Raw genomic sequence first — 23,191 nt, forward strand, 5'->3', positions numbered from 1 at the left:
GTCCGAACTCGACCAGATCGCGTTTCATCCGCGGATTGTGCGGGGATTCGCCTTAACAAACTACCTATGCGCGCTCGCCTGACACGTACCGCGCGTGCAGCAGCGGCTTGCCCAGCCAATAGCAGAGCTCGGCCGGGCGGCTGATGTCCCACACCGCCAGATCGGCCGTCTTGCCGGCCTCGATGGTCCCGACATCGGTCAGGCCCAGCGCCTTGGCCGCCACCCGCGTCGCCCCCGCCAGCGCCTCTTCCGGCGTCAGGCGGAACTGCACGCAGGCCAGGTTCAGCGCCGCCGTCATCGACGCCACCGGCGAGGTGCCGGGATTGCAGTCCGTCGCCACCGCCATCCGCACGCCATGCTGTCGGAACAGCGCGATGGGCGGGGGCGTGGTCTCGCGCAGCATCAGGAAGGCCCCCGGCAGCAGCACGGCGACCACCCCCGCCTTCGCCATCGCCGTCACGCCCGCCTCGGTCGTGTGCTCCACATGGTCCGCCGACAAAGCGCCGTATCTCGCCGCCAGCGCCGCGCCGCCGCCGTCCGACAGCTGGTCGGCGTGCAGCTTGACCGGCAGGCCCAGCGCCCTGGCCTTCTCGAACAGGCGGCTGACCTCGTCGGTCGTGAAGGCGATGGGCTCGCAATAGGCGTCCACCATGTCGACCAGCCCCTCGGCGTGGGCGTCCGGCAGGATCCGGTCGATGGCCAGGTCGACATAGGCGCCCCGGTCCGCCTTAAGCTCCGGCGACACGGCGTGCAGGCCCAGATAGCTGGTGCGCACCCGCACCCCCGCCTCGCGCCCGATCCGCCGCGCCACGCGCAGCATGGCCAGCTCACTGTCCCGGTCCAGCCCGTAGCCGGACTTGATCTCCACGGTCGTCACGCCCGTGGCCTTCAGACCGTCCAGCCGGGTCAGGGCCGAGGCGTAGAGCTCATCCTCGCTCGCCGCACGGGTCGCCTTCACCGAGGAGACGATGCCGCCCCCGGCGCGCGCGATCTCCTCATAGGTGGCGCCGCCGAGCCGCTGCTCGAACTCGCCCGAGCGGTCGCCGCCGAACACCAGATGCGTATGGCAGTCGATCAGCCCCGGCGTGACCCAGCGCCCGTCCAGCCGCTCCACGACATCGGCCGCCGGCGCCTCGGCCCGCGGCCCGACCCAGGCGATCCGGTCGTCCTCGATCAGGATCGCCGCGTCCTCGATGGCGCCATAGGCGGTCTCGCCCACCATCGTCGCCACATGGCAGTCGGTCAGCAGGCGGGTCATCGGGCCTCCGGTCGGGCGGGAGAGAAGCGGGCGACCAGATCATAGGCCTGCCCCGGGAAGGTCTGCCACGCCCAGGTCACGCCCAGGCCGTCGGCCCAGGTGCGGCGCTCCAGCTTCAGGCAGGCCTCGCCGGGCGCCAGGTCCAGCCGCAGGGCGGTTTCCCGGTCCGCCGCCACCGCCGCGATCCGGTGCTCGGCCTCGGTCCATGGTGCCCGCTTCAGCAGCCAGCCGCCCGGGGAGACCGTCTCGAAACGCTCGTCCGCCGCCTCGGGCGTGGCCTGAAGGCCGATCAGCCGCCGTTCCAGCGCGAAGGGCGCGCCGTCGGCGCGATGCAGGCAGGCCAGGGCCACGACCCGTGCGCCCAGCCACGCCTCCTCATCCGTCGCCGCCCGTTCGGACCGCTCCAGCAGTTCATAGCCATAGGCCATGCCGCGCGCCTCGATCTCGGCGGCGATGTCGGGAATGTCCAGCACGGCGGAATGCACCGGCGGCCGCGCCACCACCGACCCGGCCCGGCGCCGGCGCAGGATCAGCCCGCGCGCCGACAGGTCGGTCAGGGCCTTGGACACGGTCATCCGCGCGCAGCCGTATTCCGCCTGAAGCTCGGCCTCGGTCGGCACCCGCGCGCCGGGCGGCCACTCGCCCGACAGGATCCGCCGCTCGATGTCCGCGCCGATGCGGCGATGCAGGGCGCTCATCCGCCCAGCACGGCGTCCAGCGCCCGGCGATAACGGGCCTCGATGGCGTCCCGGCCCACATGGCGGCCGTTCTCGACCACCACCCGGCCCCGCCGCCAGACGGTACGGATCGCCCGTTTCGGTCCGGCGAAGACCAGGCTGTCCAGCAGGGCGTCGTCCGTCCGCCCCGCATAGGCCAGGTCGTCGGTCTCCAGCGTCACGAAGTCCGCCGCCTGGCCGATCGCGATCCCGGTCGTCCCGCTGGTCGCCTGCGCTCCGCCCGCCAGCGCGCGCCGGTACAGGGTTCCGCCGGTCGAGGCTTCCTTGTCCGCCAGCACCGCCCGGCCGCGCCGGGTCAGCCGCTGGCTGTACTCCAGCGCCCGCAGCTCTCCCGCGGCGTCGATCAGCACATTGGAGTCCGTTCCCAAGCCGAAGGCCCCGCCCTGGGCCAGGAACTCCACCGCCGGGAAGACGCCGTCGCCCAGGTTGGCCTCGGTCACAGGGCACAGGCCCGCCACCGCCCCGCTCTTCGCCATTCGCGTCGTCTCGTCGGCGGTCAGATGGGTCGCGTGGATCAGGCACCAGCGCCGGTCCAGCCCGACATTGTCCAGCAGCCACTGCACCGGCCGCGCGCCGGACCAGGCCAGGCAGTCGTCGACTTCCTTGGTCTGCTCGGCCGCATGGATGTGCACGGGCCCGTCGCCGGCCATCGGAACCACGGCCGCGATCTCCTCCGGCGTCACGGCCCGCAGGCTGTGCGGGGCCACCCCGACGACCGCGTCCGGCAGGGCCGAGACGATCCGTCGGCTCTCATCCATCAGCTTCGCGAAGTCGTCGATGTCATTGATAAAGCGGCGCTGTCCGTGCGCGGGCGGCGTCCCGCCGAAGCCGGCATGGGCGTAGAAAACCGGCAGTAGGGTCAGGCCGATCCCGGTCCCGTCCGCCGCCGCCGCGATCCGCCCCGCCAGTTCGCCCCGGTCGGCGTACGTCCGACCGTCGGGGTCGTTGTGCAGATAGTGGAACTCCCCCACCCGGGTGAAGCCGCCCTCCAGCATCTCGGCGAAGGCCAGCGCCGTGATCGCCTCGATCTCCTCGGGCCCGCCCCGGTCGAGGAAGCGGTACATCAGCGCCCGCCAGGACCAGAAGTCATCGCCCTCGTTCGGTCCGCGCTCTTCGGTCAGCCCGGCCATGGCGCGCTGGAAGGCGTGGCTGTGCACGTTCGACAGGCCCGGCAGGACGACGCCCAGATCGGCTTCGCCCGCGCCCTGCACGGCGTCCGTCTCTACCCCCGCGACCGCCCCGTCCGTGACGGCGATCCTCACATTCGCCGTCCAGCCCTGCGGCAGCAGGGCGCGGCGGAAGAACAGGCTGTGGGCGGCTTGATCCGGCACTGGACAACTCTCCATCGTCGCGAATATGTCTATACATAATCGAGAAACTGGCAAGGAGGCGGAGATGACGGACTGGCTGACGGTGGCGCCCGGCGACGCCCCCCTGATCATCGCCTTCCCCCACACCGGAACCGACATCCCGGCGGCCATCGAGGCGCGCATGGCCGACCCCTGGCGGGCTCGCAAGGACGCCGACTGGTGGATCGACCGCCTCTACGCCTTCGCGACCGAACTGGGCGCGACCACGGTCCGCACCGCCATCTCGCGCAGCGTCATCGACATGAACCGCGACCCGTCGGGCCAGTCCCTCTATCCGGGCATGACCACCACGGGCCTGTGCCCCACCGAGACCTTCGACGGCGAGCCCCTCTACAAGCCCGGCCAGGAGCCCGACGCGGCCGAGATCGAGGCCCGCCGCGCCGAATTCTTCGATCCCTACCACGCCGCCCTGACCGCCCAGATCGCGCGGCTGTCGGCCGACGGCCCCGTCGTCCTGTACGACGCCCATTCGATCCGCTCGCACGTGCCGCGCCTGTTCGACGGCGAGCTGCCGCAGTTCAACATCGGCGACAACAGCGGCGTCACCTGCGATCCCGCCCTGACCGCGGCGGTCGAGGCCGCCTGCATCGCCTCCGGCGACAGCCATGTCGTCAACGGCCGCTTCAAGGGCGGCTGGACCACCCGCCACTACGGCCAGCCGACCCGGGGCGTGCACGCCATCCAGATGGAGCTGGCCTGCCGCGGCTATATCGACGAGCCCGCCGTCATGGACGCCTCGACCTGGCCCACCCCCTTCGACGCGGCCCGCGCCGCGCCCATCACGCGCACCCTGCGCGCCGTCCTCACCGCCGCCCGCGACTTCGCGATCAGCCAGCGAGCCTGACCCATGACCAACAGCAACGCCCGCATCGTCCGCTCTCCGCGCGGACCCGAGATGACCGCCAAGACCTGGGCCGCCGAGGCGGCCCTGCGCATGCTCATGAACAACCTCGATCCCGAGGTGGCCGAGCGTCCGGAAGACCTCGTCGTCTACGGCGGCATCGGCAAGGCGGCCCGCAACTGGCAGGCCTTCGACCGCATCGTCGAGGAGCTGCGCAACCTCGAGGCGGACCAGACCCTGCTGGTCCAGTCGGGCAAGCCGGTCGGCGTCTTCCGCACCCACGCCGACGCCCCGCGCGTGCTGATCGCCAACTCCAACCTGGTGCCCAAATGGGCGACCTGGGAGCATTTCAACGAGCTCGATCGCAAGGGCCTCATGATGTACGGCCAGATGACGGCCGGGTCTTGGATCTACATCGGCACCCAGGGCATCGTTCAGGGCACCTATGAGACCTTCATGGAGGCCGGTCGCCAGCACTACGGCGGCGACTGGTCGGGCAAGTGGATCCTGACCGCGGGCCTCGGCGGCATGGGCGGCGCCCAGACCCTGGCGGCCACCATGGCCGGTGCCTCCTGCCTCGCCGTCGAGTGTCAGCGCAGCCGTATCGAGATGCGCCTGAAGACCCGCTACCTCGACGTCATGGCCGAGACGCTGGACGAGGCCCTGGCCCTGATCGAAGACGCCAGGACGACCGGAAAACCCATTTCCGTCGGGCTGTTGGGCAATGCGGCGGATGTTCTGCCTGAACTGGTCAAGCGCGGCGTCCGGCCCGATCTGGTCACCGACCAGACCAGCGCCCACGACCTCGTCAACGGCTACCTGCCCAAGGGCTGGACCGTCGCCGAATGGGAGACGAAGCGCCAGTCCGATCCCGACGCCGTCGTCGCCGGGGCCCGCGCCTCGATCGTCGACCACGTCAACGCCATGCTCGCCTTCGAGAAGATGGGCGTCCCGACCACCGACTACGGCAACAACATCCGCCAGGTCGCCTTCGACGCGGGCGTGGCCAACGCCTTCGACTTCCCCGGCTTCGTCCCGGCCTACATCCGCCCCCTGTTCTGCCGCGGCGTCGGCCCGTTCCGCTGGGCCTCTCTGACCGGCGATCCGGAGGACATCCGCAAGACCGACGCGGCGATGAAGAAGCTCTTCCCCGACAACGCGGGCCTGCACCGCTGGCTCGACATGGCGGGCGAGCGCATCGCCTTCCAGGGCCTGCCCGCCCGCATCTGCTGGATCGGCCTGGGCGACCGCCACCGCGCCGGCCTGATGTTCAACGACATGATCGCCTCGGGCGAGCTCTCGGGCCCCATCGTCATCGGCCGCGACCACCTGGACAGCGGCTCCGTCGCCAGCCCCAACCGCGAGACGGAATCGATGATGGACGGCTCGGACGCCGTCTCCGACTGGCCCCTGCTCAACGCCCTGCTCAACACCGCCTCGGGCGCCAGCTGGGTGTCGCTGCACCACGGCGGCGGGGTCGGCATGGGCTACAGCCAGCATTCCGGCGTGGTCATCGTCGCCGACGGCACGCCGGAAGCCGCCGCTCGCCTCGAACGCGTCCTGTGGAACGACCCCGCCACCGGCGTCATGCGCCACGCCGACGCGGGCTATGAGATCGCCAAGCAAGCCGCCCGAGACCATGGGCTCAACCTCCCGAGCCTGAAGGCTTGACCATGACCACCATCACCATCGGCTCCGCCCCCCTTTCCCTCGCGCAGCTCCGCACGGTCCTCGACGGCCCCGTCACCGTCAGCCTGACCCCCGCCGCCTGGGCCGACGTCGAGAAGAGCGCGGCCGTCGTCGCCGCCATCCTCGCCGAGGGGCGCACCGTGTACGGCATCAACACCGGCTTCGGCCTGCTGGCCAACACCAGCATCGCGCCGGAAGACCTTGAAACCCTTCAGAAGAACCTCGTCCTCAGCCATGCCTGCGGCGTCGGCGCCCTGCTGCCGGACGCGGTCACCCGCCTGCTGATGGTGCTGAAGATCGCCAGCCTCTCCAAGGGCGCCTCGGGCGTCCGGCGCGGCACGCTGGAGGCCCTGATCGCCCTGGTGAACGCCGACGTCCTGCCCTGCATCCCGTCCAAGGGCTCGGTCGGCGCCTCGGGCGACCTGGCCCCGCTGGCCCATATGTCCTGCGTCCTGATCGGCGTCGGCGAGGCCCGCCACAACGGCGAAACCCTCTCCGCCGAAGCCGCCATGGCCAAGGTCGGGCTCAAGCCCGTCGTGCTCGGCCCCAAGGAAGGCCTGGCCCTGCTGAACGGCACCCAGTGCTCCACCGCCCTGGCCCTGGCCGGCCTGTTCGCGACCGAGGCCGTCTTCGCCGCCGGGATCGCCGCCGGCGCCCTGTCGGTCGACGCGCTCAAGGGGTCGGACGCGCCGTTCGATCCGCGCATCCACTCCCTGCGCGGTCAGCCCGGCCAGATCGACGTCGCCGCCCGCCTGCGCGCCCTGATCAGCGGCTCGGCCATCCGCGACAGCCATCGCCACGACTGCGCCAAGGTGCAGGACCCCTACTCCCTGCGCTGCCAGCCGCAGGTGATGGGCGCGACCCTGGATGTGCTGCGCAACGCCGCCGCCATGCTGGAGCGCGAAGCCAACGCCGTGACCGATAACCCGCTGGTCTTCATCGAGGACGGCGACGTCATCTCGGGCGGAAACTTCCACGCCGAGCCCGTCGCCTACGCCGCCGACCAGATCGCCATGGTGCTTTGCGAAATCGGCAATATCTCCGAGCGCCGCACCTCCATCCTGGTCGATCCCAAGATGAGCGAGCTGCCGGCCTTCCTGGTCAAGGAAAGCGGCCTGAACTCCGGCTTCATGATCGCCCAGGTCACCGCCGCCGCCTTGGTGGCCGAGAACCGCATGGTCGCCCACCCCTGCGTCATCGACACCGTGCCGACCAGCGCCAACCAAGAAGACCACGTCTCCATGGCCACCCACGGCGCCCGTCGCCTGCTGGAGATGGCCGAGAACACCGCCACCGTCGTCGGCATCGAACTGCTGGCCGCCGCGCAAGGCCTGGAGTTCCACCGCCCCCTGACCAGCTCGCCCGATCTGGAACAGGTCTGGGGCATCGTCCGCGAAGCCGCCGAGCCCTACGTCTCGGACAAATACTTCGCCCCGGACATCGAACGCGCCACCGACGGCGTCCGTGCCGGCCGGTATCGGGCGTTCGCCGGAGACCTGCTGCCGTCGGCTTAGTTCCGTCCCTCTCCCGATGGAGAGGGCTTGAGCCTCCAAGAGCGCAGCGATTGGTCAGGCGAAAGGGTAAGGGTCGCCCTTCGGCATTCGGCGATGAGGGGCGGCGGCTAAGGCCGACTGAACCCGCCGACCCTCATCCGACGGGGCTCCGCCCCGCCACCTTCTCCCATCGGGAGAAGGGAGCAGAACCCACGCCCAAATCTGACGCCTCGACCTGCTAGGGTTGCTCCCCTCAAGTCTTTGACAATCTACCGGTGGAACCTCGCCCCGCAGCCCCCGCCTCACGGGAAAAAGTGCACGATGTGCACTCCATTTTTTCCGAGTGCGCTTTTTCAGTCCTGCAGCGGCGCCCGCGCCAGCGCCGTCAGATTGGCCGAGCCGGTGCAGAAGCAGACGGTCTTCAGCTGGCGGATCACGGTCTGGAAATGGGCCACGACGGCCTCGGTCGAGACCGTCGCCGCGGCCAGGACGCCTGCCGCCTGACCGACCATGTCGGCGCCCAGCCGGATCGCCCTGGCCGCATCGACGCCGTCGCGGATCCCGCCTGAGCCGATGATCAGGGTCCGGGGACAGGCCGCCCGCGCCTCGGTGATCGCCCGCGCCGTGGGGATGCCCCAGTCGCCGAAGGCGGCGGCATGGGCCTTGTCCGCCGGGCTTTCCGCCCGTTCGCCCTCGACCAGGGCCCAGTTCGAGCCACCCGCCCCGGCCACGTCCAGCGCCGCCACCCCCATGGCCGCCAGCCGTTTGCACGTCGCCGCCGACAGGCCCGCGCCGGTCTCCTTGACCACCACCGGGAAGTCCACCGTCCGGATCAGGGCCTCCAGGGCCGCGCCCACGCCCCACCAGTCCCGGTCGCCCTCGGGCTGGCAGGCCTCCTGCAGCGGGTTCAGGTGCACGATGAGGGCGTCGGCGGCGACCATGTCCACGATCCGGCGCGCCTCGTCAGGCCCCACGCCCCGCGTCAGCTGGGCCGCGCCGATATTGGCCAGGATCGGGGTGTCGGGCGCCTTCAGCCGCAAGGCCATGTCCAGCCCCGGCGCCCCGCCCGCCTCCAGCGCCGCGCGCTGCGAGCCGACGGCCAGGGCGATGCCCAGGTGCTGCGCGGCCTCGGCCAGCCGGGCGTTGATCGCCTCGGCCCGCGCCGGCCCGCCGGTCATCGAACTGATCAGCAGCGGCGCCTTCAGCCGCCGCCCCAGGAAGTCCGCGCCCAGGTCGATCTTGCCGTAGTCCAGATCGGGCAGCGCCTCATGCACGAAGCGCACGGCGTCCAGGCCGCCGTCACGCCCATGCCGCCCGCGGCCGGACAGGATCACGTCCAGATGCTGGTCCTTGCGGTTGACGATGTCGGACATGCCGGACCGCTCCGCTGCGGGGCCCTAGGGCTTCTTCTCGACGATCAGGGCATAGGACCCGGTCTGGCCCTGCTGGAAGGTGCCGGCCCGGATCTCGTAGGTGCCGTCCTCGGGCGCCGTCCATTCCAGCTTGGCGTGGGTGTCCGACAGGCTGTCGTCGTCCGAGGCCAGGCCCTCGAAGGTCCCGCCCTCGTTCTCGCGCCCGACGACCAGATAGCTGTCGACCTCGTTGGAGACCATGATGATGACCAGCTTCTCGTCGGCCTTCACCGTCACCCGATAGGCGTCATAGAAGCTGTTGTCGTCGGCGGTGGCGTCGCTTTCGGTCAGGACGCCGTGGGCGCTCGTGCCGATCAGCAGGCTGCCCGGTTGCGGCTGCGGACCGCGGTCCTGCAGTTCCAGCGAATACAGGCCCTTGCCGTCCGACCCCAGCGGCGAGGCGCGCAGCACATAGCGGCCGTCCTCCGGCAGGGTGAAGCTCAGCCGCGAATCCGTGCCCTCGCCCAGGCCGTCGTCGTCCTGCGCCAGCGGGGTGAACTCGCCTTCGGCGTTGCCGATCTGCAGATAGGTGTCGAAGTCGCCCGAGCGCATGATCGCCCGCACGCGCTGGCCCTTGTGGCCGTCGAAGACAAAGGCGTCGTAACCCCGGTCGTCGTTGTCCCGGGAATCGGTCTCGCCGATCTCGCCTTCAAGCTTCGCGCCGAAGGCCAGCGGCTGCGGCGGCTTGTCGGGCTCGACCTCCGAGATCGCCAGGCTGTAGCGCCCGCGCGCGTCGGAGAAGGCCCGCGCCTCGATCACATAGGAGCCGTCGCGCGGCAGGGTGAAGATCAGCCGCGAATTGGTGCCCTCGGGCCCGCCGTCGTCGTCCGTCGCCAGGCTGACCTGGTTCTCGTCGAACAGTTCCAGGTAGGTGTCGAAGGCCGTCGAGGTCATATCGATGCGGATCCGCTGCCCCTCCTTCCCGCTGAACCGGTAGGCGTCGGCGTGCTCCTCGTTGGCGCTCAGGCCGTCGTCATCGGTCAGCTCGCCGCGAACGGTGTCGCCGATACGGATGGCGGTGGCCTGGATCGGCGCCGGGCCTTCGGACAGCGTCAGGCTGTAGGCCCCGGTCGAGCCGGCGCTGAGCGGCGTGGCGCGGATCACATAGGTCCCCGCTTCCGGCAGGGTGAAGACCAGGCGCGAGTTCAGGCCGGCGTCCCCGCCGTCGTCGTTCATGCCCAGCTCGGTGAACACGCCGTCCGCGATCCGGCCCACGCGAACCACCGGATCGAAGGCCTCGCTGTCCAGGCCGATCTGGACGCGGTCGCCCTGGCGGCCGGTGAAGGCCCAGTCCTCATAGGCGGCGCCGGCGTCGGTCTCGGCGTCGTCGTCGCTCAGCTCGCCCTGCACGGTCGCGCCCAGGGCGATCTGGCCCGGCTCCGGCGCGGGCTTGGCGGGCGGGCGCTCTGTCAGGCTCAGGGTGTAGGCGCCGCCCTCCGTCCCCGACAGGGTCCGGGCGCGCAGGACATAGACCCCGTCCTCCGGCGCGGCGAAGCGCAGGCGCGAGTTGGTGCCTTCACCCAGACCGTCGTCGTCGCTGGCCAGCGGCTCGTCGTCCCCGGCCTCGCCCTGCGGCTGGACCTGCAGGAAGGTGTCGAAGCCCTCGGCGCGCATCACCGCCTCGAACCGCTGACCGGCGGTCGCGGTGATGGCGTAGCTGTCATAGCGGTAGGCGTTGTCGGGACCATTGGAATCGCCGTCGGCGATCTCGCCCTCGACCTGGTCTCCGGGCGCGAGCGGCCGGGCGTCCTGGGCGAAGGCGGGCCCCGCCAGGGCGGCGGCGAGCGCCAGGCTGCTGACGGCGGCGAAAATGGTCTGACGGCGCATGCGTATCCCCTGGGAGTCGACAGTGATCATAGACGCCGAACGCGCCCCTCTGTAAATCGCGCGGACCGCACGATTCCTGACGACCGGAGCCGAAACCCATGACGGCCGAACCCACCCGCGCGACCCTGATCGACGGCAAGGCCTTCGCGGCCGGCCTGGTGGACCGCGTCGCCGCGGCCTCGGCCCGGCTGGAAAGCGCCCATGGCGTGAAGCCCGGACTGGCCGTCGTCATCGTCGGCGAGGACCCCGCCAGCCAGATCTATGTGCGCAACAAGGGCGAGACGACCCGGCGCGCGGGCATGCGTTCCGACACCCACCGCCTGCCCGACACGACGACACAGGCCGACCTGCTGGCCCTGATCGCCGATCTGAACGCCGATGCCGGCATCCACGGCATCCTGGTCCAGCTGCCCCTGCCCGGCCACATCGACAGCGCCGCCGTGCTGGACGCCATCGACCCGGACAAGGACGTGGACGGCTTCCACGTCGTCAACGCGGGCCGTCTGGCCGTCGGCCTGCCGGGGCTGGTCCCCTGCACGCCGCTGGGCTGCATCATGATGCTGCGCGCCGAACTGGGCGACCTGACCGGGCTCAACGCCGTGGTCGTCGGCCGCTCCAACATCGTCGGCAAGCCGATGGCCCAGCTGCTGCTGGCCGAGAGCTGCACCGTCACCATCGCCCACTCACGCACTCGCGACCTGCCCGCCCTGTGCCGCACCGCCGACATCGTCGTGGCCGCCGTCGGCCGTCCGGAGATGGTGCGCGGCGACTGGATCAAGCCCGGGGCCACGGTGATCGACGTGGGCATCAACCGCGTGCCCTCCAGGGATCCGGTCAAGGCCGCCGAGGGCAAGACCCGGGTGGTCGGCGACGTCGCCTTCGAGGAGGCCGCCGCGGTCGCCGGACGCATCACCCCGGTCCCCGGCGGCGTGGGTCCGATGACCATCGCCTGCCTGCTGGCCAACACCTATTCGGCCGCCTGCCGCGCCGCGGGTGTGGACGCCGAGTCGCTGGACGCTTGAACCTGGGCCGCTCCGGCCCAATAGTCCTTCTCAACGCAGTCTGAGGAGACGACCATGATCCGGATCCCCCCCCGCCTTGCGGCCGTCGCCGCCGTGGTCGTTCTCGCCCCCGCCGTGGCCAGTTGCGGCATCAACAGCATTCCGACCAAGGAAGAGGCGGCCAAGGCCCGCTGGGCCGACGTCCAGTCGCAGTACCAGCGCCGCGCCGACCTGGTGCCCAACCTGGTGGCCACCGTTCAGGGCGCGGCGGTGCAGGAACGCACCACCCTGACCCAGGTGATCGAGGCCCGCTCCCGCGCCACCGCCGTCCAGGTGACGCCCGAGACCCTGAACGACCCGCAGGCCTTCCAGCGCTTCCAGGCCGCCCAGGGCGAGCTGTCCCAGGCCCTGTCCCGCCTGCTGATGGTGACGGAAAACTATCCCCAGCTTCAGTCGAACCAGAACTTCCTGGCCCTGCAGTCGCAGCTGGAAGGCACCGAGAACCGCATCGCGGTCGCCCGCCGCGACTACAATGAGGCCGTGCGCGACTACAACACCTCGCTGCGCACCTTCCCGACGGTGATCTGGGCCAAGACCATCCACGGCGGTTCGCAGCCGATGCAGGCCTTCAGCGCCACCGAGGCCGCCCAGTCCGCGCCCGGCGTCAATTTCGACGCCCTGAACCCCGCCGCTCCCGCGCCTTCGGCGGCGCCGGGCTCCGCACCGCCGGCCGCGCCCGCCCGGTGATCCCGCGAGGTCTTGAGGGACTGACCACCCGCGCGGCCGCGTTCGTCGCGGTCCTGCTGGCCGCCGTCTGGCTGGCGGCGAGCCCCGCCTCGGCGCAGAACGGCCCGCGGTTCCCGTCCCTGACCGGGCGGGTCGTCGACGGGGCCGACCTGATCTCGCCCGCCACCGAGGCCGCGCTGACGACGAAGCTGGAGGCGCTGGAGCGCGACACCACCGATCAGGTGGTGGTCGTCACCGTGCCGGACCTCCAGGACTATCCCATCGAGGACTACGGCTATCAGCTGGGCCGCGCCTGGGGGATCGGCCAGGCGGGCAAGAACAACGGCGTCCTGCTGATCATCGCCCGCGATGAGCGCAAGGTCCGGATCGAGGTCGGCTACGGTCTCGAGCCGGTGCTGACCGACGCCCTTTCGGCCCTGATCATCCACAACGACATCCTGCCGCCCCTGCGCGAGGGCTCCTATGACCGGGGCGTCACCGCGGGCGTGGACGCCATCGACGCGCAGCTGCGGCTCGACCCGGCCGAGGCGCAGGCGCGCGCGGCGGTCGCCGAGCGGCCCAGGTCCAGCCTGCCGATCGGCCCGGCCGTGCTGATCGCCGTGGTCTTCCTCTTCCTGCTGCTCGGCCTGCTGGGCGGCGCGTCCGGCCGGGGCCGGCGACGCAGCAGCGGCCTGGGCCCGATCCTGATCTGGGCCGCCAGCGAAGCCATGCGCAACAGCGGGCGCGGCGGCGGCGGAGGCTGGGGCGGTGGAGGCGGTGGAGGCGGCGGCTTCGGCGGTGGAGGGGCCTCGGGCGGATGGTGATGCAAGCGACCTCCGAAGCCCACGCCCGCATCGCCGCGGCCATCGCGGCGGCCGAGCAGACCACCTCGGGCGAAATCTTCTGCGTCCTGGCCCGGCGCGTCTCGTCCTATCGCGACGTTTCCTTCGGCTGGGCCGCGGCGGCGGCCCTGCTGCTGCCGCTCGGGCTGATCCCGCTGGGGTTCGAGCCAGATTGGATTCCGGGCCTGACCGACAGCTGGGAGGCCGCCCACCTGGCCGCCCGCGAGACCACCATCGGTCATGCGCTGACCGCCTACGCCCTGATCCAGTCGGCGATCTTCCTGGCCGTCTTCCTGCTGACCTCCCTGCCCGTCGTGCGCCGCTGGGTCACTCCGCGCAGCGTGCGCCGCGCCCGGGTGCACAAGGCGGCGATGCAGCAGTTCCTCGCCCACGGCCTGCACGTGACCGAGGCGCGCACCGGCGTGCTGCTGTTCGCCTCGCTGGCGGACCATCAGGTCGAGGTCATCGCCGACGAGGGCATTCACTCGAAGGTCGACCAGACCGTCTGGGCCGACGCCGTCGAGGCTCTGGCCCGGGGCCTGAAGCGCCGTGATCCGGCGGCCGGGTTCGAAGCCGCCGTCGGCCTGTGCGGCGCCGTGCTGGCCGAACATTTCCCGCCGTCGCCCCGCGACCGCAACGAAATCGAGGACAAGCTGGTCATTATCTGAGCGGGCGGCGCCCCTTTGGAGTCGCATTCAGGGCGGAAATGCCCTTGACCATTTTCGCTTCAGGTCGGCTCGACCTGAATCCAACCAATGGTCCAACATCAAACTCGAGCGAAATCTGAGCCGGGTTGGACGCCGTCCAACTCAACCGGTTTCGCTCTAGCCCGCCCGCGAAGCCGACCGAACCGTCATGCCCCGCCTGATGACCTACAATGTACACCGCTGCGTCGGTGTGGACCGCAAGCTGGATGTCGGCCGCATCGCGGGCGTCATCGCCGAGCATGAGCCGGACATCGTCTGCCTGCAGGAGCTGGACGTGGGCCGCGCCCGCACCGGCTTCGTGGACCAGGCCCGCTCGATCGCTGACCAGTTGGCCATGAGCTACCACTTCCATCCGGCCATGCGGGTCGAGGCCGAGCTGTACGGCGACGCCATCCTGACCCACCTGCCCGAGCGGCTGATGCGCTCAGGCCCGCTGCCCTCGGTGCGCGGCGTGCCGGGGCTGGAGCCGCGCGGCGCCCTGTGGGTCGCCATCGAGATCGACGGCGTGGCCCTGAACGTCTTCAACACCCATCTGGGCCTGGTCCCGCGCGAGCAGCGCCTGCAGGCGGCGGCCCTGGTCGGCGAGCAGTGGGTGGGGCATCCGGACTGCGTGGGCCCGACGCTGCTGACCGGCGATTTCAACGCTACCTCGGTCACCCGCCCCTACCAGACGCTGGCGCGCCGGCTGGCCGACTGCCAGCGCTCGCTCGGGCTGAAGCCGTCGGTGAAGACCTTCCCGTCCAGCTTCCCGGCCATCCGCATCGACCACTGCTTCACCAGCCCGGAGATCGTGGTCACGGCGGTCAAGGCGCCCTTCTCGCCGCTGGCGCGGATGGCCTCGGACCACCTGCCGCTGATCGTCGACTTCGAGATCAGGCGTCCGTAATCGCCCGCCGGCGGTGCGAGGTCGCCCGCCGCCGCCACGGACGGAAGGCGTCGCGGACCGAGGTCGGATCGCCCAGCTGGAACTCGGCGATGATCTGTTCGACGCTGGACGGCGGCGTGGCGCCCAGCAGACGCATCCGGCCGTTGCCGAACTGCTGCACCGCCGTTCCGACCGACTCCGCCAGAGCCTCCGCGGCGGCGAAGACCTCCCCCTCGACGCCGATCCAGTGGCCCAGCGTCCGGTGCCGGAAGGCGCGGATGGTTTCCCGCCCCGCCGCCGTCCCAGGCTCCACGGCCACGTCGCACTCGGTGTCGAAGCCCAGCGAGCGGTTGTTCAGGTTCGTCGACCCGATGCGCAGGACCTCGTCGTCATAGATCGACATCTTGGCGTGCACGATGATCCGCTCCCCCTGGGCCGTGTGCGGGGCGAAGGCGAAGAAGCGGTTGTTGCGATCCGCCTGCTCGAGCCGGAACAGCACCTCGGACCGGGCCGTGTCCATGGTCATCTTGTCGAACCAGCTCGGGCTGCCGCCGGTCGAGACCAAGACCACCTCCGGTCCGTCCCATTCGGCCAGCCGCTCGGCCAGGGCTGCGGCGATGACCGGCGAGGTGAAATACTGGTTCTCCAGATAGATCAGCTTCTTGGCCCTGCGAATGGCGTCCAGGTGCAGGGCCTCGTTCTCACGCACCTCGGTGCGCTGACCCCAGCCGGGCTCGGTGCGGGCGATGGCGAAGGGCGTGTCCGTGAGGTCCGGCTCCACCCCGTCCGGCCAGGGATCGCCGGGGGCCTCGTCGACGATGGTCTGTTCGTCCGTCGCCAGCCGCCAGCGCTCGCGGGCCAGGTCGCCCAGGGCGCGCGCGGCCGGGCCATCGACCACGCACATCACCTCGTGCCGGGGTGATGCGATCAGGCCCGAGGGCATGCAGCGGCGCGGATCGTCGTCCAGGTGCTCACAGGAATCCCAGCGGTCGACCGAGATGTCCCCGCCGCCGCAGAAGGCCACCGCGTCGTCGATGATCACCACCTTCTGGTGATGGCAGGCGCCGGGCGCGGGCGGCGGATCCAGCCGGAACTCGACCATCCGCTTGCGGAACCACTGCTGGGCCCGTTGCGGGAAGAACCCCTGGGAGGCGGCGATGACCAGCGGCGACTTCCAGATGAGCAGCCGCACGTCCAATTCGGGGCGCGTCTTCACCAGCATGCGTAGAAGATGGCCGATCTCATCCAGCGGACCGGCGTCCGCGATGTCCGGATGCAGCCGGGTGCGCGGGTCAAACTGCCAGCCCAGCACCACGACGGACCGCTGCGCCTTGTCCAGCGCCGAGCGCAGCGCAGCGAAATAGGCGGCGTTCTCCATCAGGACGGCGAAGCGGTTCGCCGTCTCCACGCGCCAGCAGTTCCGGCCGGGCGCAAACAGTCTGTCGTGCTCTTCCATGCCGCTACGCCTGACCGATTCGCATGACGGCGGCATGCGCCTCCCCCATCAGGAGACGCGCGCCACGCCTTTCCGTTCCCACGCGAAGACGGGAACGGTCAATGGTGACGCTTTGTTCATGTGCGCCGCATTGTTTCAGACGAGATTTCGGCGCATAACAGCGTCCGTCATTCGGACAAGGGGGATCGGCGATGCAAGCGCTGATCGAGATGATCGCCAGCTTCGTCGCCATGCTCGCCGCTGCGGCTCTGTCGCAGTTCGGCCTGGATCTCAGCGCCCCGCAGAAGCCCGAACGCGAAATCCACCGCGTCCGCGACTGTGGCGGCTCCAACACCCCCTCCACCGTCATCACCGTCTCGGGCGACCGCAAGCACGAGTGCTGAAGCTCGCCGGAATCGTCCGGGCTCGCCTTTGCTCTGCGCCTTTGAGTCGCTAGGGTTCTGTCGTCCCCCAGCGGGCGTCCCCACGACGCCGTTCGAGACGAGATCACCGCCTGATGAAGCCTCCCCGCCAACGGTCGCCGCTTAATCTGTCCGATCCCGTGTCGGAACCCGCGACCGAGTCCGCCGTCGAGACCCCCGCCGTGGCGGAGGACGCCCCCGCGCCCGCCGGCCGTTCGGCCGAGCGCCCCATGTCCGAACGTCGCCGCCGCCGCCTGGCCGAGGAACAGCGCCTGGCCGCCGAGCGCGCCGCCGCCGGCAGCGAAGTCGCGCCCGAGCCCGCGCCGATCGCCGCCCCCGAACCCGCCGCCTTCGAGATCCGCGCCCTGGCCGAAAGCGCCGAGGCGCCGCCGGCCGCCTATGATCCGCCGCCCGCTCCGGCGTCGACCCTCGCCCTGCGCCGCCGCGAGACTCCGCAGCCGTCGGGCCGTCACGCCTATCTGGTCGCCGGCGTCGCCGCGGCCCTGTGGATCGGCGGCGTCGCCGCCTGGGCCGCCTTCGAGATCGGCTCGGGCGCGGTCGACCTGGAGCCGCTGCGCCTCGCTGTCTACGCCCTGATCGCCCTGGCCCCGGCCGGACTGGCGATCATGCTGGCCCACGCCGTCCGCCAAGGCGCCGGACTGGCCGCCGAGACCAAGCGCGCCCGCGACCTGTCGGAGGCCCTGATCGCGCCCACCGCGCTGGCCGCCCAGCAGACCGGCGAGGTCCTGCAGAGCCTGCGCATGGATATCGACCAGGCCTCGCTGGCCGCCGAGCGCGCCCGCAACGATATGGCCCTGCTGCGCGAGGCGCTGGCGCAGGAGACCACCCGCCTGAACGAGGCGGCCGAGGTGGCCGGGCGCACGGCCCGCCGTCTGGTCGAGCAACTGGGCGGCGAACGCGACCAGATGCAGACCCTGGGCGACAAGCTGGACAGCCAGGCGACCGGCGTCCTCGACGCTGTCGAACGGCAGTCGCGCATGGTCGTGGACGCCTCGGACCTGGCCCAGACCCAGCTTCGGGAAGCGGAAGCGGCCCTGGCCGCCCGCGCCGCGGACCTGGCCGCCGCCGCCGGCGAAGCCCAGGACGCCGCCCGCGTCGCCGCCGACGACCTGGCCCGCCAGACCCTGCGGCTGGAGAACGCCGGCTCCGGCGTCGCCGAACAGATCCAGTCGGTCGAGGAAGGCCTGGGCCAGCAGCGCGCCGCCCTGGTGACCGCCGCCTACGCCCTGCGCACCGATCAGGAGGACTTCTCCGCCCAGGTCGAGAGCCAGCGCGCCCAGCTCAGCGAACAACTGTCGGCCGCCCGCACCGCCGCCGGCGAACTGGGCGAGACCTCGACCCGCACGACCGAGACGGTCAAGGATCTGGTCGAGGCCGCCACCGACCAGTTCAAGGCCCTGGTGGAAATGTCCCAGCGCGAGGCCGACGGCTTCGACGCCGCCACCAAGGTGGCGCTGGACCGCTTCGAGGCCTTGGCCGCCGAGGCCCGCGACGCCCTGGTCGAGGAAACCCGGCGGGCGCTGGCCGCCCTGCAGGCCACCGCCGAGGACTCGCGCATCGCCGCCAGCGAGGCCGCCGATCAGGCCCAGCTGCGCGCCGACCGGCTGGGCGAGGCCCTGTTCGAGGCCGCGCAGAAGGCCGACGCCGCCGCCGACTCCCGGGTCGACAGCGCCCGCCGCATCGTCGCCGAGACCGGCAATCTGGTCGATCAGGCCGGCGACCGGGCGATCGAGAAGCTGGAGCTCACGGTCGAGCGCATGGACGCCGCCCTGGCCCGCATCGACGAGGCCATCGGCGACCTGGACGACCGCGCCGGACGGCTGCCCGAAGAGGCCCGCAAGCGGGTCGAAGAGGTGCGCAACACCGTCGAGGAAGGCCTCGCCGCCCTGTCCGCCGCCTCGCAGAAGGCCGCCGCCGACACCGAGGCCCTGGACGCCGGTTTCCAGGAACGGGTGCGCCGCAACTACGACATGCTGACCGAGGCCGTGCGCCTGATGGGCGTCGTGTCCGGCGAGACCCCGACCACCCGCCGCCGCGAGGCCGCCGCCGGCGCTCCGCCCCCGCCCGAACCGCCCCGCGCCGCGCCGAAGGCCGACGAGGGCAAGGGCTTCGGCTTGCGCGGCCGCCTCAAACTGGAGCCGACGCCGGGGACCGCCTCGCCCACCAGCCCGCTGGACTGGGCCGATCTGGTCGACGACGGCCCCGGCGAGACCCCGCTGGACCTCGACACCCCGGTCATGCCCACGGGCGGCGGCGAAGCCGGCCTGGAAGCCCTCGGCCAACGGGTCGTCGCCGCCATCCGCCGCATGGGGGTCGATCCCAATGCGCTCCTGCCCCGTTCGCGGGTCGAGGAAGCCGCCCTGGCCGTCACCGAACGAGACCCCGACCGGGCCCGCCAGATCGTGCGCCGGGTCGCCCCGGCCGCCGTGCGCAGCGTCTCGCGCCGTGTGCTGACGGATCCGGACCTGCGCGCCGACGCCGAGTCCTATGTCCGCGCCTTCGGTCGCGAACTGGCGAACCACGCGGCGAGCGGCGACGGTCCCGCGGTGCTGGGACGGCTGACCTCGGACGGCGGACGGGCCTTCATGCTGCTGGACGCCGCCATCGGCGATCTGGCCTGATCCAAGGGTTCGCGTGGCCGTTGAATCTGCCTCCCGCCAAGCTTGGAAAGGGTGTTTTCGCCTTGACGGCAGGGGCGCGATAACGACACCGTTCGCTCTCGTCACGTAATTGTCACGCAATAGTCCGGGTTCATGACCGACATCGATCAGACGCTGACGGACACCCGCCCCGGGATCGTCATCTGCGCATGGGACGCCGGAGAATCCGGTTGGGACCCGATCGAAGACCTGTCCGGAGAGCCGTGGAGCCCCTCGGGCGCGCGCACCGTGCCGGTGCCCTCCGCCGATCCCGACACCCTGGCCGCCACCCTTTCCGCCCATCTGACCGATCGCCGCTGCCGCGCCCTTCTGCTGGTGGGCCGGACCCGCGGCCACGAGGGCTTCCGCCTGCAGATGCGGGCCGAGAACCGGGCGCTGGACGGCGCCCAGCGTCCGGACGGCGTCGGTCCCAGCGTGGCCCGGGCGACGGCCCCGGTCGCTGAGATGGTCCGTGCACTGAAAGAGGCCGGCCTGGCCGCCGACGCGACCTCGGAAGCCGAGGACGACGCGGGCAGCTATCTGCTCTATCGCGTGCTCGCCAACCTGCCGGACGGATCGGACACCCCCGCCGTGGGCCTGCTGCGGGCGCCCGAGAACGAGACCCACGACGCCGTGCAACGCGCCGTGAAGACCGCCGCCCAGGCCATGGCGCGGCATCTGTCGCCCCTGCCCCGCTCGCGCGCGGTCTGAGGCTTCAGGCCCGGAACGTCAGGCCAGCCGTCGCCGCAGCGGCAGGGCGGCCAGCAGACCCACCGCCGACATCACCGCCATCGCCACATAGCCACCCGCGCCGAACCGGTCGTACAGCGGCCCGGACAGGGCCGTGGCGACCCCGATCAGAACGCCGGCCGACAACACCGAACTGAGCGTCTGCGCCGCCGTCTGGCTGTCGCGCGGGGCCAGCTTCTCGACGATCTGGACCCCGGCCAGGAAGGTGGCGGCGAAGGTCAGGGCGTGCAGCGCCTGTAGCGGCCACAGCAGCCACAGCGGCGGGGCGAAGGCCATGGCGGTCCAGCGCAGGACGGCGGCGACCGCGCCGATGACCAGCAGCGCCCAGGGCCCCACGCCCGCGCGCCGCCGCCACGGCTCGACCAGCCACATCAGGGCGATCTCCACCACGACGCCGAAGGCCCAGAGCTGGCCGGTGACGGCCGCGCTGATCCCCTGCGCCTTCCACAGCAGGGCCGAGAAGCCGTACTGGAAGGCGTGCGCCGCCTGCACCGCGCCGACGGCGAAGATGGCGGTCATGAACACCGGATCGGCCAGCAGCCGGCCCAGCCCCCGGAACCGCTCGCGCCCGCGCAGCGGAGCCCCGTCGCCGACGGGTTCGCTGGGCAGGACCAGGGCGGCGACGGCGGCGATGGCTAGGCCCATGCCGGTGATCCAGATCACGATCACATCGACCGGCGCGTTCAGAAGCGCCGCGCCCATGCCGATGTTGACCGCCACGAAGGCGGCCGAACCACAGCCGCGCGGCAGGGCGAAGGTGAAGCCGTCGCGCGCCGCCAGCCGCAGGGTCAGCACGTCGCTGAGCGGGATCAGGGCCGCCGCCGCCGTGGCTCCGACGAACCAGCCCAGCGCCTGGAGCGCGAACACCTCGGTCAGCCCCGCCCCGCCGTACCCCAGCGCCATGACCAGCCCCAGCAGGGCGATCGGCGCGCGTCGGGTGCGGAAGCCGTCGGCCCAGACCGCCAGCAGCGGCCCGGTCGCCACCCGGCCCAGCATCGGCGCCGCCAGCAGCACGCCGATCTGCGCCCCGGTCAGGCCCTGGGCCCGAAACCACAGGCTGGCGAACGGCAGGCTCACGCCACTGGCGCCGAAGAGCAACACGTACTGCAGGCCCATGCGCGCGGCGGAATTCATGTCAGGCAGATAGCAGACGGCGGGGTTTCTGTCGGCTAGCCTCGGAGCATGACGGTGAATCGTAATCTGGCGGCCTTCGCGGCTGTGAACGGCGCGGTGGCGGTGGCTCTGGGAGCCTTCGCCGCGCATGGGGCCGGGCCGCAGATCAAGACCCTGCTGACCACCGGCGCCCAGTACCAGCTGACACACGCCCTGCTCGGCCTCGCCTGCGCCCTGTGGCCGGCGCGGACCGGGCTGCTGAACCTGGCCGGCTGGCTGGCGACCGTCGGTGGACTGATCTTCTCACTGTCTCTGGCCCTGCTGGGCCTGCTCAGCCTCCCGGCCCTCGGCGCGATTACCCCGATAGGGGGAGTGCTGATGATCCTGGCTTGGCTTTTGCTCATGCTTGCCGCATTGCGAATCAACCCCTCCAACGCCTGATACGGGCGAGCAGAAAGACCGGATTACTGTATGGCCTTCCCCCTGCCCGAAACCCCGCGCCGTGACCTCTTCCCCGAGATCGAGGCCTACGCCTCCGGCTATATGAAGACCGATAGCGTGCACGAGGTCTGGTATGAGGAGTGCGGCAATCCGCAGGGCCTGCCGGTCATCGTGCTGCACGGCGGTCCTGGCGGCGCGGTCAATCCGGGCATGCGGCGCTATTTCGATCCGGCCAAATACCGGATCGTCCTGTTCGACCAGCGCGGCTGCGGCAACAGCCGTCCGAACGCCTCACTGGAAGACAACACCACCTGGACCCTGATCGAGGACATCGAGCGCCTGCGCGAGCTGCTGGGCATCGACAAATGGGCGGTGTTCGGCGGCAGCTGGGGGTCGACCCTGGCGCTGGCCTACGCCATCACCCACCCGGAGCGGTGCACGGCCCTGCTGCTGCGCGGCATCTTCCTGCTGACCAAGCCGGAACTGCACTGGTTCTATCAGGACGGCGCCTCGCAGATCTTCCCGGACGCCTGGGAACGCTTCCTGGCTCCGATCCCCGAGAATGAGCGCCACGACCTGATGGCCGCCTACTACAAGCGGCTGATCGGCGACGATCAGGCCGAGCGCGAACGCTGCGCCATCGCCTGGTCCAGCTGGGAAGGCGACACCGTCAGCGTGCAGGGCCCCGCCGCCCGCCCGGACAAGTTCGCCGAGCCCGATTTCGCGGTCGCCTTCGCCCGCATCGAGAACTGGTACTTCACCAACGGCGGCTTCTTCCCCGAGGAAGGCTGGCTGCTGAAAAACGTCCACCGCATCCGCCACATCCCGTGCTGGATCGCGCAGGGCCGGTTCGACGTGGTGACGCCGATGACCAGCGCTTGGGCCCTGCACCGCGCCTGGCCCGAGGCCAAGCTCGACGTCATCGGCGATTCCGGCCACGCTTCCAGCGAACCGGGCATCATCGACAGCCTGGTCCGCGCGACGGATTGGGCCGCTTCGCTCTGAAGGCAGTAGGGAATAGGCAGTAGGGCGACGGAGAACGCCTCCGGGACCGCTTCCCTACTGCCTACTGCCTATTGCCTATTTTCACTCACTTCGGGTTCGTCTTCTCCACCAGCTCCGACAGCTGGAAGCCGATGCGGCGCGCCTCGCGCTCCTCCGGCTTGCGGCGGGCGTCGAGCAGGACGTTGATCTGGGCGTAGTGCTGGATCAGGCGAACCGGGCGGCCCTCGCTGTTGCGCCCCAGGAACAGGATGAAGTCCGGCCCCCAGAAGCCGACGTCCTCGATCTGCATGACGCCGTCGCCGGGCAGGCCGACGACGCGCGCGGCCACCTCCTCGTCCTTGTCGAGCCCCTTCTCATAGTCCTCGATCAGCTTGGAGAGGCGCACGAAGGCCCATTCGGCGGGGTTTTCGCGCATCCGCACGCCGTCGGTCAGCGCGGCGGCCTGCTCCGGCGTGGCGCTGGGCAGGACGGGCTCGGGACAGGGCTTGTCGCCGCAATCCGAGAACATCGAGGGCGGAGCGACGACAGGAGCGTCGGGAGCGGCGGCGTCAGGAGCGGGCGTGTCGGGCATGCCCCCAATCTAGGGAGTTCGAGCGC

21 protein-coding genes are annotated in these 23,191 nt (G+C 71.1%); 13 read left to right on the forward strand and 8 right to left on the reverse strand.

What is annotated here, in order from left to right:
- Positions 1-64: 64 nt before the first annotated feature.
- The 3 genes from hutI to AC3WRV_RS11865 are packed head-to-tail and all read right to left on the reverse strand — an operon-like array spanning position 65 to position 3,341.
- On the reverse strand, positions 65-1,258 hold the full coding sequence (gene hutI, locus AC3WRV_RS11855; RefSeq protein WP_492313410.1) for an imidazolonepropionase: 1,194 nt from the start codon (positions 1,256-1,258) through the stop codon (positions 65-67).
- Positions 1,255-1,956: a histidine utilization transcriptional repressor HutC gene (gene hutC, locus AC3WRV_RS11860; protein ID WP_492313411.1), complete on the reverse strand. Its 702-nt coding sequence runs from the start codon at positions 1,954-1,956 to the stop codon at positions 1,255-1,257. Before hutC ends, hutI begins: the two co-directional genes overlap by 4 nt.
- Positions 1,953-3,341 carry a formimidoylglutamate deiminase gene (locus AC3WRV_RS11865; protein ID WP_492313412.1) on the reverse strand — a complete coding sequence of 463 codons (1,389 nt, stop codon included), beginning with the start codon at positions 3,339-3,341 and terminating at the stop codon, positions 1,953-1,955. The genes hutC and AC3WRV_RS11865 overlap by 4 nt, the downstream gene beginning before the upstream one ends.
- Before the next feature lie 49 nt (positions 3,342-3,390).
- Between AC3WRV_RS11865 and hutG the strand changes: the two genes are divergently transcribed.
- The 3 genes from hutG to hutH are packed head-to-tail and all read left to right on the forward strand — an operon-like array spanning position 3,391 to position 7,409.
- On the forward strand, positions 3,391-4,209 hold the full coding sequence (hutG, locus tag AC3WRV_RS11870) for an N-formylglutamate deformylase (protein ID WP_492313413.1): 819 nt from the start codon (positions 3,391-3,393) through the stop codon (positions 4,207-4,209).
- Positions 4,210-4,212: 3 nt separating this feature from the next.
- Entirely contained in the window at positions 4,213-5,877 is a 1,665-nt protein-coding gene (gene hutU, locus AC3WRV_RS11875) for a urocanate hydratase (RefSeq protein WP_492313414.1), read from the forward strand.
- A 2-nt stretch (positions 5,878-5,879) separates the two neighbouring features.
- Positions 5,880-7,409, forward strand: a complete 1,530-nt coding sequence (gene hutH, locus AC3WRV_RS11880; RefSeq protein ID WP_492313415.1) for a histidine ammonia-lyase — start codon at positions 5,880-5,882, stop codon at positions 7,407-7,409.
- Between the two features lie 332 nt (positions 7,410-7,741).
- On the opposite strand, the gene fni is transcribed toward hutH, so the two are convergent.
- Positions 7,742-8,761, reverse strand: coding sequence for a type 2 isopentenyl-diphosphate Delta-isomerase (gene fni, locus AC3WRV_RS11885; protein ID WP_492313416.1), 1,020 nt, complete (start codon positions 8,759-8,761; stop codon positions 7,742-7,744).
- A 24-nt stretch (positions 8,762-8,785) separates the two neighbouring features.
- Positions 8,786-10,627: a PPC domain-containing protein gene (locus tag AC3WRV_RS11890; protein WP_492313417.1), complete on the reverse strand. Its 1,842-nt coding sequence runs from the start codon at positions 10,625-10,627 to the stop codon at positions 8,786-8,788.
- A 98-nt stretch (positions 10,628-10,725) separates the two neighbouring features.
- Here AC3WRV_RS11890 and folD point away from each other — a divergent pair, with 98 nt between their 5' ends.
- The 5 genes from folD (at position 10,726) to AC3WRV_RS11915 (ending at position 14,789) form a co-directional block, all read left to right on the forward strand.
- Positions 10,726-11,649, forward strand: coding sequence for a bifunctional methylenetetrahydrofolate dehydrogenase/methenyltetrahydrofolate cyclohydrolase FolD (folD, locus tag AC3WRV_RS11895; protein ID WP_492313418.1), 924 nt, complete (start codon positions 10,726-10,728; stop codon positions 11,647-11,649).
- A gap of 54 nt (positions 11,650-11,703) precedes the next feature.
- The gene (locus tag AC3WRV_RS11900) at positions 11,704-12,375 is read left to right on the forward strand and encodes a LemA family protein (RefSeq protein ID WP_492313419.1); all 672 of its coding nucleotides are present in this window, start codon (positions 11,704-11,706) and stop codon (positions 12,373-12,375) included.
- Complete coding sequence (locus AC3WRV_RS11905; protein ID WP_492313420.1) at positions 12,372-13,178, forward strand: TPM domain-containing protein; 807 nt, start codon at positions 12,372-12,374, stop codon at positions 13,176-13,178. The genes AC3WRV_RS11900 and AC3WRV_RS11905 overlap by 4 nt, the downstream gene beginning before the upstream one ends.
- Complete coding sequence (locus tag AC3WRV_RS11910) at positions 13,178-13,864, forward strand: TPM domain-containing protein (protein ID WP_291833994.1); 687 nt, start codon at positions 13,178-13,180, stop codon at positions 13,862-13,864. The genes AC3WRV_RS11905 and AC3WRV_RS11910 overlap by 1 nt, the downstream gene beginning before the upstream one ends.
- 187 nt (positions 13,865-14,051) lie before the next feature.
- Positions 14,052-14,789, forward strand: a complete 738-nt coding sequence (locus AC3WRV_RS11915; protein WP_492313421.1) for an endonuclease/exonuclease/phosphatase family protein — start codon at positions 14,052-14,054, stop codon at positions 14,787-14,789.
- On the opposite strand, the gene AC3WRV_RS11920 is transcribed toward AC3WRV_RS11915, so the two are convergent.
- On the reverse strand, positions 14,776-16,224 hold the full coding sequence (locus AC3WRV_RS11920) for a phospholipase D-like domain-containing protein (RefSeq protein ID WP_291833989.1): 1,449 nt from the start codon (positions 16,222-16,224) through the stop codon (positions 14,776-14,778). The two genes, AC3WRV_RS11915 and AC3WRV_RS11920, sit on opposite strands and share 14 nt — an antisense overlap.
- 191 nt (positions 16,225-16,415) lie before the next feature.
- Between AC3WRV_RS11920 and AC3WRV_RS11925 the strand changes: the two genes are divergently transcribed.
- The 3 genes from AC3WRV_RS11925 (at position 16,416) to AC3WRV_RS11935 (ending at position 19,996) form a co-directional block, all read left to right on the forward strand.
- Complete coding sequence (locus AC3WRV_RS11925) at positions 16,416-16,607, forward strand: hypothetical protein (RefSeq protein WP_291833986.1); 192 nt, start codon at positions 16,416-16,418, stop codon at positions 16,605-16,607.
- 113 nt (positions 16,608-16,720) lie between these two features.
- Positions 16,721-19,267 (forward strand): tipN, encoded by a 2,547-nt coding sequence (locus AC3WRV_RS11930; RefSeq protein ID WP_492313422.1) that lies wholly within the window; start codon positions 16,721-16,723, stop codon positions 19,265-19,267.
- Positions 19,268-19,399: 132 nt separating this feature from the next.
- Positions 19,400-19,996: a C15 family peptidase gene (locus AC3WRV_RS11935; protein WP_492313423.1), complete on the forward strand. Its 597-nt coding sequence runs from the start codon at positions 19,400-19,402 to the stop codon at positions 19,994-19,996.
- 18 nt (positions 19,997-20,014) lie between these two features.
- Here AC3WRV_RS11935 and AC3WRV_RS11940 read toward each other — a convergent pair whose 3' ends face one another.
- Positions 20,015-21,169, reverse strand: a complete 1,155-nt coding sequence (locus tag AC3WRV_RS11940) for an MFS transporter (RefSeq protein ID WP_492313424.1) — start codon at positions 21,167-21,169, stop codon at positions 20,015-20,017.
- Between the two features lie 48 nt (positions 21,170-21,217).
- Between AC3WRV_RS11940 and AC3WRV_RS11945 the strand changes: the two genes are divergently transcribed.
- Both AC3WRV_RS11945 and pip read left to right on the forward strand, forming a co-directional pair.
- Complete coding sequence (locus AC3WRV_RS11945) at positions 21,218-21,589, forward strand: DUF423 domain-containing protein (RefSeq protein WP_492313425.1); 372 nt, start codon at positions 21,218-21,220, stop codon at positions 21,587-21,589.
- Positions 21,590-21,619: 30 nt separating this feature from the next.
- Positions 21,620-22,594: a prolyl aminopeptidase gene (pip, locus tag AC3WRV_RS11950; protein ID WP_492313426.1), complete on the forward strand. Its 975-nt coding sequence runs from the start codon at positions 21,620-21,622 to the stop codon at positions 22,592-22,594.
- A gap of 85 nt (positions 22,595-22,679) precedes the next feature.
- On the opposite strand, the gene AC3WRV_RS11955 is transcribed toward pip, so the two are convergent.
- Complete coding sequence (locus AC3WRV_RS11955; RefSeq protein ID WP_291840201.1) at positions 22,680-23,165, reverse strand: DUF6173 family protein; 486 nt, start codon at positions 23,163-23,165, stop codon at positions 22,680-22,682.
- Between the last annotated feature and the right edge of the window lie 26 nt (positions 23,166-23,191).

It is taken from the genome of Brevundimonas sp. EU05-FHT14B11, assembly GCF_058790835.1.

Coding starts and splice junctions, on each gene's coding strand:
- hutI (WP_492313410.1), bottom strand. CDS start 1,258: ATGACCCGCCTGCTGACCGACTGCCATGTGGCGACGATGGTGGGCGAG.
- hutC (WP_492313411.1), bottom strand. CDS start 1,956: ATGAGCGCCCTGCATCGCCGCATCGGCGCGGACATCGAGCGGCGGATC.
- AC3WRV_RS11865 (WP_492313412.1), bottom strand. CDS start 3,341: ATGGAGAGTTGTCCAGTGCCGGATCAAGCCGCCCACAGCCTGTTCTTC.
- hutG (WP_492313413.1), top strand. CDS start 3,391: ATGACGGACTGGCTGACGGTGGCGCCCGGCGACGCCCCCCTGATCATC.
- hutU (WP_492313414.1), top strand. CDS start 4,213: ATGACCAACAGCAACGCCCGCATCGTCCGCTCTCCGCGCGGACCCGAG.
- hutH (WP_492313415.1), top strand. CDS start 5,880: ATGACCACCATCACCATCGGCTCCGCCCCCCTTTCCCTCGCGCAGCTC.
- fni (WP_492313416.1), bottom strand. CDS start 8,761: ATGTCCGACATCGTCAACCGCAAGGACCAGCATCTGGACGTGATCCTG.
- AC3WRV_RS11890 (WP_492313417.1), bottom strand. CDS start 10,627: ATGCGCCGTCAGACCATTTTCGCCGCCGTCAGCAGCCTGGCGCTCGCC.
- folD (WP_492313418.1), top strand. CDS start 10,726: ATGACGGCCGAACCCACCCGCGCGACCCTGATCGACGGCAAGGCCTTC.
- AC3WRV_RS11900 (WP_492313419.1), top strand. CDS start 11,704: ATGATCCGGATCCCCCCCCGCCTTGCGGCCGTCGCCGCCGTGGTCGTT.
- AC3WRV_RS11910 (WP_291833994.1), top strand. CDS start 13,178: ATGCAAGCGACCTCCGAAGCCCACGCCCGCATCGCCGCGGCCATCGCG.
- AC3WRV_RS11915 (WP_492313421.1), top strand. CDS start 14,052: ATGCCCCGCCTGATGACCTACAATGTACACCGCTGCGTCGGTGTGGAC.
- AC3WRV_RS11920 (WP_291833989.1), bottom strand. CDS start 16,224: ATGGAAGAGCACGACAGACTGTTTGCGCCCGGCCGGAACTGCTGGCGC.
- AC3WRV_RS11925 (WP_291833986.1), top strand. CDS start 16,416: ATGCAAGCGCTGATCGAGATGATCGCCAGCTTCGTCGCCATGCTCGCC.
- AC3WRV_RS11930 (WP_492313422.1), top strand. CDS start 16,721: ATGAAGCCTCCCCGCCAACGGTCGCCGCTTAATCTGTCCGATCCCGTG.
- AC3WRV_RS11935 (WP_492313423.1), top strand. CDS start 19,400: ATGACCGACATCGATCAGACGCTGACGGACACCCGCCCCGGGATCGTC.
- AC3WRV_RS11940 (WP_492313424.1), bottom strand. CDS start 21,169: ATGAATTCCGCCGCGCGCATGGGCCTGCAGTACGTGTTGCTCTTCGGC.
- AC3WRV_RS11945 (WP_492313425.1), top strand. CDS start 21,218: ATGACGGTGAATCGTAATCTGGCGGCCTTCGCGGCTGTGAACGGCGCG.
- pip (WP_492313426.1), top strand. CDS start 21,620: ATGGCCTTCCCCCTGCCCGAAACCCCGCGCCGTGACCTCTTCCCCGAG.
- AC3WRV_RS11955 (WP_291840201.1), bottom strand. CDS start 23,165: ATGCCCGACACGCCCGCTCCTGACGCCGCCGCTCCCGACGCTCCTGTC.